Annotated in this window: 16 protein-coding genes, 2 tRNA genes and 2 pseudogenes; 11 read left to right on the forward strand and 9 right to left on the reverse strand. The window is 58.0% G+C overall.

Annotated elements, in window-relative coordinates; all coding sequences use genetic code 11:
- Positions 1–86: 86 nt before the first annotated feature.
- Complete coding sequence (locus BA011_RS05530; protein ID WP_065279705.1) at positions 87–494, forward strand: low affinity iron permease family protein; 408 nt, start codon at positions 87–89, stop codon at positions 492–494.
- On the opposite strand, the gene BA011_RS05535 is transcribed toward BA011_RS05530, so the two are convergent.
- The 3 genes from BA011_RS05535 to BA011_RS05545 form a co-directional block, all read right to left on the reverse strand.
- On the reverse strand, positions 491–904 hold the full coding sequence (locus BA011_RS05535) for a low affinity iron permease family protein (RefSeq protein WP_065279706.1): 414 nt from the start codon (positions 902–904) through the stop codon (positions 491–493). The genes BA011_RS05530 and BA011_RS05535 overlap by 4 nt on opposite strands.
- A 149-nt stretch (positions 905–1053) precedes the next feature.
- Positions 1054–3171: a catalase gene (locus tag BA011_RS05540; protein ID WP_065279707.1), complete on the reverse strand. Its 2118-nt coding sequence runs from the start codon at positions 3169–3171 to the stop codon at positions 1054–1056.
- Positions 3172–3375: 204 nt separating this feature from the next.
- On the reverse strand, positions 3376–4275 hold the full coding sequence (locus BA011_RS05545; RefSeq protein ID WP_065279708.1) for a hypothetical protein: 900 nt from the start codon (positions 4273–4275) through the stop codon (positions 3376–3378).
- 85 nt (positions 4276–4360) lie between these two features.
- Between BA011_RS05545 and BA011_RS44155 the strand changes: the two genes are divergently transcribed.
- Together BA011_RS44155 and BA011_RS44960 are read left to right on the forward strand one after the other, a co-directional pair.
- On the forward strand, positions 4361–4537 hold the full coding sequence (locus tag BA011_RS44155; RefSeq protein WP_186806507.1) for a hypothetical protein: 177 nt from the start codon (positions 4361–4363) through the stop codon (positions 4535–4537).
- A 74-nt stretch (positions 4538–4611) separates the two neighbouring features.
- Positions 4612–4791: a hypothetical protein gene (locus tag BA011_RS44960; RefSeq protein ID WP_017993757.1), complete on the forward strand. Its 180-nt coding sequence runs from the start codon at positions 4612–4614 to the stop codon at positions 4789–4791.
- 72 nt (positions 4792–4863) lie between these two features.
- Here BA011_RS44960 and BA011_RS46075 read toward each other — a convergent pair whose 3' ends face one another.
- Together BA011_RS46075 and BA011_RS46295 are read right to left on the reverse strand one after the other, a co-directional pair.
- Positions 4864–4998: a hypothetical protein gene (locus BA011_RS46075; RefSeq protein ID WP_257785307.1), complete on the reverse strand. Its 135-nt coding sequence runs from the start codon at positions 4996–4998 to the stop codon at positions 4864–4866.
- 197 nt (positions 4999–5195) lie between these two features.
- Positions 5196–5396, reverse strand: coding sequence for a hypothetical protein (locus BA011_RS46295; protein WP_065279709.1), 201 nt, complete (start codon positions 5394–5396; stop codon positions 5196–5198).
- Between the two features lie 105 nt (positions 5397–5501).
- On the opposite strand from BA011_RS46295, the gene BA011_RS05555 reads away from it, so the two are divergent.
- The gene (locus tag BA011_RS05555; protein WP_072637808.1) at positions 5502–6452 is read left to right on the forward strand and encodes an IS481 family transposase; all 951 of its coding nucleotides are present in this window, start codon (positions 5502–5504) and stop codon (positions 6450–6452) included.
- Between the two features lie 131 nt (positions 6453–6583).
- Positions 6584–6898: a hypothetical protein gene (locus tag BA011_RS41120; RefSeq protein ID WP_151343389.1), complete on the forward strand. Its 315-nt coding sequence runs from the start codon at positions 6584–6586 to the stop codon at positions 6896–6898.
- A 455-nt stretch (positions 6899–7353) separates the two neighbouring features.
- Here the strand turns inward: BA011_RS41120 and BA011_RS05560 are convergent.
- A tRNA-Asn gene (locus BA011_RS05560) sits at positions 7354–7428 on the reverse strand.
- Between the two features lie 117 nt (positions 7429–7545).
- Between BA011_RS05560 and BA011_RS05565 the strand changes: the two genes are divergently transcribed.
- Together BA011_RS05565 and BA011_RS05570 are read left to right on the forward strand one after the other, a co-directional pair.
- On the forward strand, positions 7546–7863 hold the full coding sequence (locus tag BA011_RS05565) for a hypothetical protein (RefSeq protein ID WP_065279711.1): 318 nt from the start codon (positions 7546–7548) through the stop codon (positions 7861–7863).
- Positions 7864–7965: 102 nt separating this feature from the next.
- Positions 7966–8307, forward strand: coding sequence for a hypothetical protein (locus tag BA011_RS05570; RefSeq protein ID WP_017960182.1), 342 nt, complete (start codon positions 7966–7968; stop codon positions 8305–8307).
- Here the strand turns inward: BA011_RS05570 and BA011_RS05575 are convergent.
- Positions 8304–8642, reverse strand: coding sequence for a KTSC domain-containing protein (locus BA011_RS05575; RefSeq protein WP_017960183.1), 339 nt, complete (start codon positions 8640–8642; stop codon positions 8304–8306). The two genes, BA011_RS05570 and BA011_RS05575, sit on opposite strands and share 4 nt — an antisense overlap.
- Positions 8643–9077: 435 nt before the next feature.
- On the opposite strand from BA011_RS05575, the pseudogene BA011_RS05585 reads away from it, so the two are divergent.
- Positions 9078–9771: pseudogene (locus BA011_RS05585) on the forward strand (ATP-dependent DNA ligase); the annotation flags it as partial.
- On the opposite strand, the gene BA011_RS05590 reads toward BA011_RS05585, so the two are convergent.
- A complete protein-coding gene (locus BA011_RS05590) occupies positions 9768–10088 on the reverse strand; it encodes a hypothetical protein (protein WP_027666051.1) in 321 nt (106 codons plus the stop codon). The pseudogene BA011_RS05585 and the gene BA011_RS05590 overlap by 4 nt on opposite strands.
- A gap of 306 nt (positions 10089–10394) precedes the next feature.
- On the opposite strand from BA011_RS05590, the gene BA011_RS05595 reads away from it, so the two are divergent.
- Positions 10395–10468: transfer RNA gene (locus BA011_RS05595), tRNA-Cys, on the forward strand.
- Positions 10469–10539: 71 nt separating this feature from the next.
- On the opposite strand, the pseudogene BA011_RS46300 reads toward BA011_RS05595, so the two are convergent.
- A pseudogene (locus BA011_RS46300) lies at positions 10540–10841 on the reverse strand (hypothetical protein).
- 486 nt (positions 10842–11327) lie between these two features.
- On the opposite strand from BA011_RS46300, the gene BA011_RS05605 reads away from it, so the two are divergent.
- Together BA011_RS05605 and BA011_RS05610 are read left to right on the forward strand one after the other, a co-directional pair.
- The gene (locus BA011_RS05605; RefSeq protein WP_186806509.1) at positions 11328–11993 is read left to right on the forward strand and encodes a protein-L-isoaspartate O-methyltransferase family protein; all 666 of its coding nucleotides are present in this window, start codon (positions 11328–11330) and stop codon (positions 11991–11993) included.
- Between the two features lie 333 nt (positions 11994–12326).
- On the forward strand, positions 12327–13196 hold the full coding sequence (locus BA011_RS05610) for a PopZ family protein (protein ID WP_065279713.1): 870 nt from the start codon (positions 12327–12329) through the stop codon (positions 13194–13196).
- Positions 13197–13210: the final 14 nt, after the last annotated feature.

The following is a 13210-nucleotide window of genomic DNA, read 5'->3' on the forward strand; positions in this document are numbered from 1 at the left end:
CGGCGGCACGAGGAACTTCGGCCCGGATTTGGAGTTGATGTTGTCGATTGACAGCGTTGACGCTGCGACCCAATGAGGCTTTTCAGATGTCGAACAAATCCAACTTCTTCTCTTCGTTTGCAACCGCCGTCGCCGATCTCTCGGGAAAGCCATTCACCTTTGTTGCGGCACTGGCGCTGGTGCTTGTCTGGGCGGTTTCCGGCCCTTTTTTCGGCTATTCAGAAACCTGGCAGCTTGTGATCAATACAACCACGACCATCATCACCTTCCTGATGGTATTCGTGTTGCAGAACAGCCAGAATCGTGACGGAAAGGCTCTGCAGGCCAAGCTTGACGAACTCATCCTGACAAGCCAGGCGGCCAACAAGTTTGTCGGCATCGAAAAGCTGGACGAGGCCGAACTCAGGGAAATGAGCAAGACGCTTGCCGAGAAAGCCGAATGCGTCGAGGACAAAGCGGATGAGAAATCTGCGGCAGAGGCGGCGTCCGCTTAAGGCATTTTGTTTCGGCGCATTCCGGACGCAAAACCGCTGGGACCTTGAATTGTCCTAACGGTTTCCGACACTTGGTCATGGTGTTCCTGGCGCATTCCCTCGATGGCTTCGGGCTCTTTCTTCTCAGCCGCAATCCAGTGGTTTCCCGCTTCGCTCGATCGGATCAGTTCGTCGAGCTTGGCATGGAGTGCCGTCATGTCCCGATTTTGAGAGTGTTGCACCAACAGCAAGATAAAAAATGTAATGAGAGTACCAACCATGTTGGTCAGCAGAAACCACTGCCGTGGAAAGGAAAAGCTGAGACCGACTGCCGCCCATATGGCTGCGAACACAATCAGGGTGATAAGTACCACACGATGCCCCGCCCACAGCACGGCCAAGTCAGAGATCTGTCGAAAGCGCCAGCACATTACGGCTCTCCACAGTCCGCAAAACGGAATAGGTGAGAGTTCATCACGTCAGCTCAATAAATAGGGCGCCGCGAACGAGATAAAACCCGCGTTTTCGCGGGTTTTATTCTTACGACATGCCATTCTCTGCAGACATGACGACGAGCCGGTCAATTCAATTTGACGGACGGCTCTCGACCCCAGACACGCAGTTTGCCAAGCGCCTTGATAAAGGCCGTAACATTGTTCGCCGCTCCGAGCGCAATCACGCCCTCATCCAGGGAATCGGCAATTCCGGCCTTCTGCATCAGCGGCAGCGCTGTTTCCACATAGCCGATGAACTTGCAGTGCACGAAGGCGTCCGCCACGAAATCGCGGGCCGTTGCCTCCTTCAGCAGGTCGCCGGTTCCCTCGGCCGAGGGGAGGAGGGCGATGGCGTCGTAAAGTACTGAAGGTCCGCCGTCGATCATCTGATGCGCCTCGATCCAATTGCCGTCCGAGAGTGTCACGCCGCCGATCTTTGGCGCGATCACCTCGAACGCTGCCTTCTGCTCGGTGATTTCGGCAAGCAACGACTTGAAGATCGCGGCGTCGGTGCCATCGCTGACAAGAATGCCGAGCTTGCGTCCTTCGAACCGCTTGGGACCGCGCTCGACGATGCTGAGTGCTGGCGACGGCTCGAGATCCTGCCGCGTCGGCATGGCCGCATCGGCAGGCTTCGGCATCGATTTGAAGCCGAGGGCGTGGCCGACCTTGCTGGCGAGCGTCTCGTCGATGTTAAAGAGATGCGAGACCATGCGCTCACGAATGACCGGTGTTTCGACTTTGCTCAGTTCGAAGATCAGCGCCGCGGCGATATGGCGTTGCTCCGGCGGAGTCTGGCTGATGTAGAACTGCCGAGCCTGGCTGTAATGATCGGCAAAGCTTTCCGGGCGCAGCCGAACCTTGGCACCCTGTTCTTCGGCCGGGAAGTGCCGGTAGCCCTGAACCGGCGATTCCCGCGGCCCCTGATTCCACGAGTTCGGCTGGTAATTGACGCGCCCGACGGGATTGCGCATCGCCATGTGGCCATCCTGCTGGAAATTGTGGAAGGGACACTTCGGCGCGTTGATCGGCAGATGGGTGAAATTTGGACCGCCCAGACGTTTCAGCTGCGTGTCGAGATAGGAGAAGTTTCGCCCCTGCAGCAGCGGATCGTTGCTGAAGTCGATGCCGGGGGGCACGTTCTGCGTCATGAAGGCGACCTGCTCGGTCTCAGCGAAAAAATTATCGGGCATTCGGTCGAGCACGAGACGGCCGATCGGTTTGACCGGAAGGATCTCCTCGGGAATGATCTTCGTCGGATCGAGGATGTCGAAGTCGAATGTGTCGGCGAAGTCCTGGTCGAAAAGCTGCACGCAGAGTTCCCATTCCGGAAAGTTTCCCGACTGTATCGCCTGCCAGAGGTCGCGGCGATGGAAATCCGGATCCGCACCATTGATCTTGACCGCCTCGTTCCAGGCGACGGATTGCAGGCCGAGTTTCGGTTTCCAGTGAAATTTGACGAAGGTCGATTCGTCAGCTGCGTTGACGAAGCGGAAGGTGTGAACGCCGAAACCCTCCATGAAACGGAACGACCGCGGAATGGCGCGGTCCGACATCACCCACATGATCATGTGCATGCTTTCGGGCGTGAGGCTGATGAAATCCCAGAAATTGTCATGCGCCGACTGCGCCTGCGGGAATTCCTTGTCGGGTTCCGGCTTTACGGAATGGATGACGTCGGGAAATTTGATCGCATCCTGAATGAAGAAGACCGGGATATTATTGCCGACCAGGTCCCAATTCCCCTGTTGGGTGTAGATCTTGACGGCGAAACCCCGCACGTCGCGCGCCAGATCGAAGGAACCCTTGCTACCGGCCACGGTCGAAAACCGCACGAAGGCCGGCGTCTTTTCGCCGGGCCGCTGGAAAAGATCGGCCCGGGTATAGGCGGCCAGCGATTCATATGTTTCGAAATAGCCATGAGCGCCGTAACCGCGCGCATGGACGACCCGCTCGGGAATGCGCTCGTGGTCAAAATGAAAGATCTTCTCGCGAAAATGGAAGTCATCGATGAGGGCGGGGCCGCGGGCACCGAGACGAAGCGTATTCTGATCGTCTGAGACGGGTCCGCCCTGAGCTGTGGTCAGCACCGGCTTGCCGTCTTCGGCAAACTGATGAAGCTCGCCGCCTGCACCCCGGTGCAGTTTTTGATCATGGATCGTTGCGTTGTCCGAGGGCGAGGTTTGGGAGGTCTTCTTGGCCATCTACATTCTCCGGAAAAGGTTTGACCTAACCGAAGCTCCCCAACGGCGACATGTTCCGCCCGATGCGAAATAAACCGCCATTGAGAAAAACGCTTGCAGCGGACGATCATCCAACCGCAGCAGAGCCTGGGATGGCCCCGCATAAATGGCGCGCGGGGCCTTTCGGCCCCGCGCCCCATTTCCGTTGATCCCGAGCCTCGGGCCTTAGATCCGGGGCGTAACGATGAGATCTTCCTCTTCGTCGCGTTGCGACCCGCCGAACGCTGCGGCGGCGGCAGCGATGAAAGCCCCGATCAGAAGTGACAACGCGCCGAGCAATGCCGTGGTGGAGGCAGCCTTGCGTGCCTCATCGGCGGCTTTCTGGGCGGCGACCTTAGCGTCGTCGATGCGCTTCAGCACAGTGTCGACGCGGGTGCGAGCATCGGCTTCGGAAAGACCGGTCCGCGCAGAGACGATGGTTGCAAGATAGGCCTTGTCGTCATCCGGGATTTGGCCGGCGGCGGCACCGTTAAGGAGGATGCGGGAGACTTCTGCTGTTGCAGCAGCATCATCGGATGTTGCTCCTGCACGGGCCTGTTCCGGACGCAGCAAAGCGTCGGTAAAATAGGCGGTGGGCAGATCCGCGGCCGATGCCGTCGACGACGCTGCTGCCGTACCTGCGGCGCTGGCCGCCGAACCCACGGCTTGTGCGCCCGCACCGGCAAGCGAAGTCAGCGACGACGCCAGAAATCCGGCGACGAAGATCGTCGCCAGCGCCCAGCTGATGAAGCCATGCGCCGTATCGCGGAAGAACACCTCATCGGTGTGGACGGCCGCCCACTTCGTGCGCAGCCGGCCGGTGATGTAGCCTCCGAGCCCGGAGGACAGCCATTGGACGACAACCAGCCAGATCGCCGCCGTCACCCCGACCGTGCCGAGCGAACTGCTTTGCCCCGACCAGGGCGATACCATCGTCAACCCGACCCCGGATCCAAGCAGCAAGAGAATGAGGGTCACTCCGATGGCCGCAGCGGCGCCCCCGAAGATTGGCCCCCATGTCATGGCGGATTTGGAGGATTCGACCGGGGTAGCAATCTCCCCGGAACCTGTCATTGAAACCGACATGATCTCTTCCTATCGCATAAACAGAGCAAGAAGGATGATGATCGGCAGTGGAACACCAAGCAGCCAAAGCAGAATACCGCGACCCATGAGAGACCTCCTGTCAGAAACTGACGTTACGTGGTTGGTGCCACTCAACTTTGAACCGCGGTCTTTGTTCCCGGCCGGCTTGGTCATCGACGATCTTCATGCGGAGCTGATCGAGATCGATAAGAATCTTGTGCGTTCGGCGCTGACGTCCGGCGAAGAGAGCGCCATATCTTGAGGGACAAGGTGATCTTGGCGGGAGAGAGCAGAGGCTCTCATCACTCGGTTGCAGCGTAAACGGGAGAAGCATCGATGAAGAGATTTCGGGCATTTGTAGCAGCCGGAGCAATCAGTCTTGCCGCCATGACTTCGGCCTGCTCGACACCGCCGAATTCATATGGCTCGGCATCAGGCTATCAGCCGGGAGATTCAATGAACCCGGCCTGCGCCGATGGATTCCGACCCGGCGACGGCCGTTCGTGCAGCTATTAAGGTTGGGCCGTCGCTTTGCCCGTACAAGAAAGCGGGATCGTGAGGAGCGTCAGGCGGGTGCCCCATAAGCGGTCATTTCCGTTTGATGACAGCCCCGACGGCAGCGCCGATCGCGACACCGAACGTGATGCCGATCGCGGTGTCATCGAACAGCATCGGGCCGACTGCAGCGCCTATTCCGATTCCCATCGCCATACTTAGAGCCATGGCCGTGACGTTATCCAGGTGCTGTGGCGATAGTATGTGTTTCGCTGCGCGACCGCGAGCTGCGCGTGGTCCGTGCGAGGCAGCTGATGGTTGAGCTGAACAGAAAAGCGTCTATTGAAAATTCAAGATATTTTTTGAAAATTGGCCAAGACCGCCCGGCAGCGCGCCAGCCGGTTCTATTGACTGCCAATCCATCATTACCGTTTTTTCCGGAGGTCACCTGGCAAAGCGTCAATGAGTTGATGCACTTTTCCGGTGGCGAATACGATGTCCTCGCGCGGCAGGTGGACTGTTATCTCAATCTCTTCCCACCTGCCGCCATGGTCTTTTGCGAACCTGACGGCGGCTTCCAAAGAGGTGAATTGCACGGCCGGTGCCTTGGCGGTCCAGAACTGCACGCTGCAGTCCGCCGCACTGTAATCTAAAAATGCTTTTTCGGGATCTAGTTGTTTAGTCCCGGCATTTGATGGTGCATTATTTTCCTTAGAATGGAGGGAGGCACTATGGGCCAGGTTCTACACGGGAGCGCCACAACGACAGAGGCAATCCGTCGAGCAATACAAAATAGTGAAGAGAGCCTGAGAGCGCTTTCAAAGCGGTATGGGGTCAATCAGAAGACAATAGCCAAATGGAAGAGACGGACATCATTGGCCGATCTTCCGACAGGCCCGAAGGACCCGCATTCGACAATCCTCTCCCTTGAAGAAGAAGCCGTCATCGTCGCCTTTCGCAGGCATACATTGCTGCCTCTTGATGACTGCCTCTATGCCCTTCAACCGACGATCCCGCATCTGACACGTTCGTCCCTGCACAGGTGTCTGCAGCGCCACGGCATTTCACGCCTGCCGGAAGTGAAAGGCGACAAAGAACCGAAGAAAAAGTTCAAAAGCTACCCGATCGGCTACTTCCACGTCGATATTGCCGAGGTGCAGACGGCTGAGGGCAAGCTCTATCTCTTCGTGGCGATTGATCGCACGTCCAAGTTCGCCTTCGCTGAGCTCTATGCCAAAGCTGGCAAGATGAATGCCGCCCAGTTCCTGCGCAACCTGATCGCGGCGGTGCCCTACACCATCCATACTATCCTGACCGATAATGGCATCCAGTTCACCAACCGGGCCTGTGACCAAAATGCCTTCCAGCACATCTTCGACCGAGTCTGTGAGGAATACGAGATCGAGCATCGCCTGACAAAGGTTAAGCACCCATGGACCAATGGGCAGGTCGAGCGGATGAACCGGACGATCAAGGAAGCGACTGTCAAGCGCTTCCACTACGACGATCACGCACAACTGAAAAAGCATCTCGCCGACTTCATCGACGCCTACAATTTTGGGCGCAGGCTCAAGACACTAAAGGGCCTCACCCCCTACGAGTTCATCTGCAAAAGGTGGACTTCCGAGCCAGATCGATTCATCATCGATCCTATCCATCAAATGCCGGGACTAAACATCTAGTGCCATGACGTTTGCTGTACACCGCCGGCGGTTGGTTGGCCAGCGAATGCCTACCCGTCGTAGATGCTCGCAGCCGTTCATCGGAGGTTAATGCTTATTAACCCAGAATCGCAGCCTGAAAGGATGCGCCGATGAAGATGCTTTTTTCCTCACTTGCAGCCATGATCTTGTCTGCATCTTTCGCCCTGCCGCTGAACGCCGCGCCGATCGTCGTGCCGAATGCAGTACATATGCACACCCCCGACGTCGAGCAGGTCAAACACCGTCGCCACGGTAATGGGCATGCGTATGGCCACCGGAAGAAACACCGGTACGCTTACCGCGACTGTCGGTATTACGGCTCGTGCTATCGTCCGCGGTATTACGGCAGTCGCGACTATTACGGCTATCGCGACTATCAACCCTATCGTCGTCGGTCAGGTGTGACCGTGTATTTCGATTTTTAACCGACAGTAACGACAGAACTGTCTTGGATAACAAGAAGGGTCGGGCGAATGCTCGCGCCGGCCCTTCTTTGATTGCATCAGCAGGGTGCCAGTACATCCGTGGTCACCAGCAAAAGCCATCTGATAGATTGAATTTATGCGCCTCGTGAATTTTCGCAAGGATTAGGGGGGTGCTGATTTAGGGCTAGGTGAGGGAGGCGCAATAACCACGGTACGACGAGAAAGTACGACACGCGCTCTGAGGGCGCTAGTTGCTTGGCTGATCCGTCCAGTCGATCATCGGGGCGACCGCAAAACCTGGGTATCACAGCGCATTCAAGATGCAGAAGAAATTAACAAGAAAATTTATTGACCCCCAGTTTCGACAAAATCGCTTTCAAAAAGCGGGAGGGAAAGTGGGGAAGAAAGCGCCTGCATTCGGAGTTATCAACGAAACAGGCGCTTAACTTGAAAAATGGCTCCCCGGGCCGGATTCGAACCGGCGACCTGTCGATTAACAGTCGAATGCTCTACCGCTGAGCTACCAGGGATCACTGCTTGGCGCGGTGTGAGTGGGCTAATACAAACGCTTTCCCGATTTGCCAAGCGGTTTTTTCAAAAAAATGAAATGAACTTGTATTTGGGACGCCTGCGCCCATCTCTGGGGAATGGCAAACGTGAATGATCGTCAGGAGACGAGAGGCGGCGAGAAGCGCAAGGCACAGGCAGTGCGCTTCGGCATCGATCATGCAAGCGGCAGGCTTGTTCTCGGCTCTTTCAGCATCGGCATGCCCCGGTCGCGCATCGCGCGGATGGCACTCGGCATGGCCCTCATTTTCTGCGGCGTGTTGGGTTTCCTGCCCATCCTCGGCTTCTGGATGCTGCCGCTCGGCTTCCTCGTGCTCTCGCACGATCTGCCCTTCGCGCGCCGGCTTCGGCGGCGGCTGGCGGTCTGGTGGCACAGGCGGCGGAAACCGGCTGACTGATAGCCACCCCGGGGGGCTTCGTGGAACTGTGGATCGCTTTTCGCATTCGTGGTTTATGCGGTGTAAAATGCGCAAACGCACCACGATGGTTCAGGTGAGGAAATGAAGGCATTTTTTGTGGTCGCTCTGTCGGCAGCGACGGTTCTTTCAGGCATTTCCGCCGAGGCCCAAGCCATCGACAGCCGCGGTTTCGACGCGCGCGGCGTCTGCCGCCGTCCGGAAGGCTGTGTGGTCGACCATGGTCAAGGCGGCAGCTACAACGGGCCGCGCAACTATCGCAATTTCAACGGTCGTAACGATCGCGACGACAGGAATGACCGCGAGCGGGACAATCGTCGCTACCGTTCTCAGAACAGGAGCGACAATTTCGGCACCGGAACCAGCCGCCTTGTCGCAGGCGCTGAGATTGAGCTGGGCGCGCAGCTCATCCACATTCGCGTCTAGTTGGACCTGAGTTCGCTTTCCTCGAAAGTGCCACCATGGTCCGGATCGAGTCCGGTCGCCATCAACAGGCTGCAGGCGGCAAGGAGGAGCACGAGCTTGACTGCGTAGGACGCAACGGAGACCGGTTGTCTGTGCGCCTGTGATACGCGACACGGCGCTATATAATATTTGTAGTAGAAATGCGGATCATCCGTTTCCAGCAGGTTCTGGTAGACGTGCGGCGGAACATCCGCATGTTTCACCGGCGCAGAACCGGGAAATTTTACATAAAGATCCCGGGTTTCGGCATCATATGCGGCACGCACGCGCTTCGATTTGAGGGCAGCCCAATCCATCGCAAGCTCCTATACCCTCCCGGGCATAATTGAGGCCCGGACGAGGATCGAAGTCAAGTTAAGAATTTGTTTCAAATGCCATCATTGCCGGGAAATGGGGCATCGTTGCGGCCATGGAAATTCCAGCGCAAGACGCGCTTTTCCGTCTCCTTCGCGTAGCCGAGATAGACCGAAGCGTCTTGTGCTTCGATAGCACCCGACCTTGCCCCTCGGTCAGCCCCATCTCCTCGAGCTCGGTCATGCCGCCACGGCGGCACTTGTCTAGGCTGAAGCCCGCCGGGAGCGGCTTGCCTTCCTCTCTCAGTTTATCCGCCATCTCACGAACCTCGTGTGCAAGGAACGTTCCGTCGCCAAAAAGCTGGCCGTTCCTTTTCGTGACGATCGAGGTGCCATAGCGCGGCGTCTTAGCGAGAACCTTCTCCGCGGCCTATGTGGCTTCCTGTTGGCACGGCAATCCTCGACGGCGAGGCGGTGGTTCTCGATGAGGAGGGCCAGTCGGATTTCGGCCTCCTGCAACAATCGCTCGGCGGCCGGGGCGGCAAGAAGAGCTCAAGCGACGCCATCTTCATGGCTTTCGATCTGCTCTATTTTGACGGCCACGATCTCAGAAATTCCGAACTCGACATGCTCCGGCATCTGCTCGAGGATCTGGTGCCGGCCGAAGAGCAGGGCGATATCCGGCTTTCGGAGGAGATCGAGGCGGATGGTGATCAGTTGCTGGCGAGCGCCCTATCGCTCCGGCCGGGGCGGCGACTGGCTCAAAATTAAATACGTCCAGAGCGACGGCTTCATGATCGTCGGCTACGAGAAGTCAGGATCTGCTTTCGGGCAAATCGGCTCGCTATTGCTGGCGGCACGTAAGGCTGGCGAGCTGGTCTACGTCGGCTCGGTTTGGGACCGGCTTCAATGAACGCAGCGCGGCACAGCTCCGCGAGGCGATGGGCAAGATCAAGGCGCCGGCGCCGGCGGTGAAATATTCCGGCCGGCGTAAAAATGTCGTCTGGATCAAGCCGGCGTTGGTGGCCGAGGTTGAATACCGGGCGTGGACGCATGACGGCAAGCTCCGGCATGCGTCATATAGGGGCTGCGCGAGGTTCAGGACAATGCGGCAGTTTATGAGATCGACTAGCGTTCAAGGCGGGTGAGTGCCAGAAGACGCGATAGGATGCCGAGCTTTGCCGGAATTCCTATTGTTTCTTTGCCGAGCTTTGTGAGCCGCCAGCCGGTCACGTAACTCCACCCGCCACCAGGACTATGAATAGTGACCAAGCCGAGATCGCATGCGCGATTTACAACGGTCTTGTCGTAATCTTCCCATTCCCCATCAGTCATGAGACAGCAGAGATCAACTTCCTTCGCTGTCATATACAGAAGCTGTATAACTTCTTCGTCCGGCGACGCTATGGCAGCCACAGAGGACATGCCTGCGTGATTAATTATATTCATGAATCTCCCCACCCCAAGTAATTAGCTACAGCTCACGCGAGTAATTGCGCAAGCACTATTTCTGGACTTTTGTGACATTGGTTACCAAGCGTTCGGTTGTTCAACAGTCGACCGGCAAAGGCCCGCTTCCGCGTCCGACAACGCGGCAGTTTACGAGATTGGGTAGGGGTGTTTCCGGAACGTTCAGCAAACGGCTATTCAGAATGAAAAAAGGACCGCATTCAGAATGAAAAGTCTTGCGCTCATTCTAGAGCTGGTCTAAATCGCGGCCACCACACGATATTTTTCGATGTCGGTCACAGGTGAGGCCTCGTGGCGGAGTGGTGACGCAGAGGACTGCAAATCCTTGTACCCCGGTTCAATTCCGGGCGAGGCCTCCAAACATCTTCCACAAGATATAATCTGTGTGAAACGCTGCTGGCTCAGCGGTACGACATTGGCGTTTGCGATGCTACCAGACCCGCTGGCCGGGCGAAAAATCGAACTGTAACGGATAGATTCCCGTGAGGCGGTAGAGCGCCTTCAGGCCGCCTTTCCGGATTTGCGCCTGATATTGCAGATCGCTCAATTCAGGTCCCTCATCGATTTCGGGCTGGCGCCGAGCAGCCGCCGCATGCCTTGCGGCGAAATGCGGGTGAAGCTGCGAATCTCGCCGCTGCTGTATTTGATCAGCAGCAGTCGGGCATCGGCGTTGTAGTGAAGCGCTTCAATGCCGCGCGATTGGATCATGAAGGTTTGCATGCGCACACCCATAGCGGAAGGCGAGGGCGCGCTGCAACAAAATGGTTGACGTAACGTTAACGCGCATGCTGCCGTCGAGGGCTGGATTTCAAAGGAATAGAACGCATGTCAAACAAGCGCCCGCCGACATGCATTGCCGCAGACGCGATGCGGGGACATCTCCGAGTGCGCTTCGGCGCCCTATCGCTTCCAGGTCGTTTCGCCGTCCAGCAGCCCGCAGCAGAAGATGCCGATGAGCGCTGCGACGATGAAGAAATCGAACAGCGTGAAATATTCGAAAATCGCAGACATGGCCTGCTCCTCCTATTTCCTCCGCTGCAGATCATAACATGAAGGGGCGGAAGGTTCCACGCTGGAGTTGCAGCGTCCCTCCTGCTCCTGTGGCGCGGAAGAGGCGCCGGCCGGATTCTTTTCGCCGACGGCTGCCAAGCCTTGAAAGCATCCGTGGCGGGGATTAAGAGACGAGGGACAGGAACCGCTTTTCAAGAGCGAGAGGACATGATGGATTTCGAAGCAGCGCGCGCAAAGATGGTCGATACCCAGGTTCGCACGACGGACGTTACCTCGCATTCGGTACTGACGGCGTTTCACACGGTGCCGCGTGAGGCTTTCGTGCCGGAGAAGGCGAAGCTGCTGGCTTATATCGACAACGACGTCGAGATCTCCGCAGCCGCACCGGGAAAGCCGGCCCGGTTCCTGATGGAGGCATCGCCGCTCGCCAAGCTGCTGCAGCTGGCGGCGATCACCAAAGACGACTTCGTGCTCGAGGTTGGCTGCGGTACGGGTTATGCCTCGGCGCTCTTGTCGATCATTGCCGGCTCCGTCATCGCACTCGAATGCGACGAGACGCTGGCCACTGAAGCGAAGGCGCAGCTTGCCGGCTACGCCAAGGTCGAGGTGGTGACCGGCCCGCTCGAACAGGGCTACGCTGCCGGCGCTCCCTATGATCTGATCTTCATCAACGGCGCAGTCGAAGAGGTTCCGGCTGCCCTTCTCGGTCAATTGCGCGATGGTGGCCGTCTGATCACCGTTGAAGGTTACGGCAATGCCGCCCGTGCCAAGGTCTTCGTTGCCGAGCGCGGCGCCATTTCGGAAAACGTCTTCTTCAACGCCTCAGTCAAGCCGCTGCCGGGCTTCGCCAAGGCGCGCGAATTCGTTTTCTGACATCGTTCTTATCTATGACGTTCAGCGACGGGCGCCATCGGCGCCCTTTTTTTGTCAACGCCGCTGGAGAGCCTTCACAAACATCATCTACCCTGACGCCGCCACGGCGGATCGGACGGATGTTATGCGCTTCAACTTCGGTTTTATGGGATGTTCCGCCGCAAAATCGCGACAGGCTTTGCGGGTGGAAAACATCAGGTAACAAAACTGTGCATGGCCGCATTCATTTGATTCGCGATGATTTTTTTCACGTCTGGGGTATTCTAAGGTCGTGGTGATTCGGATGAACGCTCCACACCATCCGGTCGTTGTTTTGGAATAACGGGGATAGATATGGCTCAGCCAAGTGTAGCGCGTGAACCGTCCATGGAAGAAATTCTGGCGTCCATCCGCCAGATCATCGAAAGCAATGAGCCCGGCGCCGGCAAGGCGATTTCCGCATCCCTGCCGCCGGTCTACGGCGCCGACGAGGAAGACAATGGCTCCGAAATTCATCTGACGGTCGACGATACCTATGCCGGCGTGGAATTTCCCGAGCCGGTCATGCGCTCCTCCGATCCGCGTTTCGTCGCCGCCAATTCGGCCGGCACCGCCCCCGAAGCAGAAGTGCCGGCCCGCGCTCTGTCGCTTGCCGATGTCGCCGCCCGCGTGCGCGCCGCCTCCGAGCGCAGCGCTGTGCAGGCCGGTCAGGCTCTGCGTGAAATTCCGAGCGGCTTCCGTCAGCCCGAACCGCAGTCGGCTGTGATGCCGGAACCGCCGCGCGCCGCGGCACCGCAGCCGCAGCCGCCACAGCCTGTTTTCCCGGATGCCGCGGCGTCCATTCAGCATGTTGCGATCCAGCAGCCGGCCGAGCCGATGTTTACCGAAACGCAAAGGCTTGCCGTCGCCGAGCCTGCGCCTGCCGTCGAAGCAGCGCTGCCGGCGATGGAACCCGCTCAGTCGTCGACCGAGCGTTTCCTGCCGAGCGTTATGGACGAGGTCCAGCCGACGCTGCTTTCGGAGGGCGCTGGCCTGCAGATCAGCCGCTCCTTCGAGGAGCTTGCCGCTGCGATCGACGGTGCCGAGCGCCGCTCGCTGGACGAGATTGCTGAGGACATGCTTCGCCCGATGCTGCGCGAATGGCTCGATGATAATCTGCCGACACTGGTCGAGCGGTTAGTGCGCGAGGAAATCGAGCGCGTGGCGCGCGGTCCGCGCCGCTGATCGGATTGCTTTTT

Source organism: Rhizobium leguminosarum (genome assembly GCF_001679785.1).
GTDB lineage: Bacteria > Pseudomonadota > Alphaproteobacteria > Rhizobiales > Rhizobiaceae > Rhizobium > Rhizobium leguminosarum_R.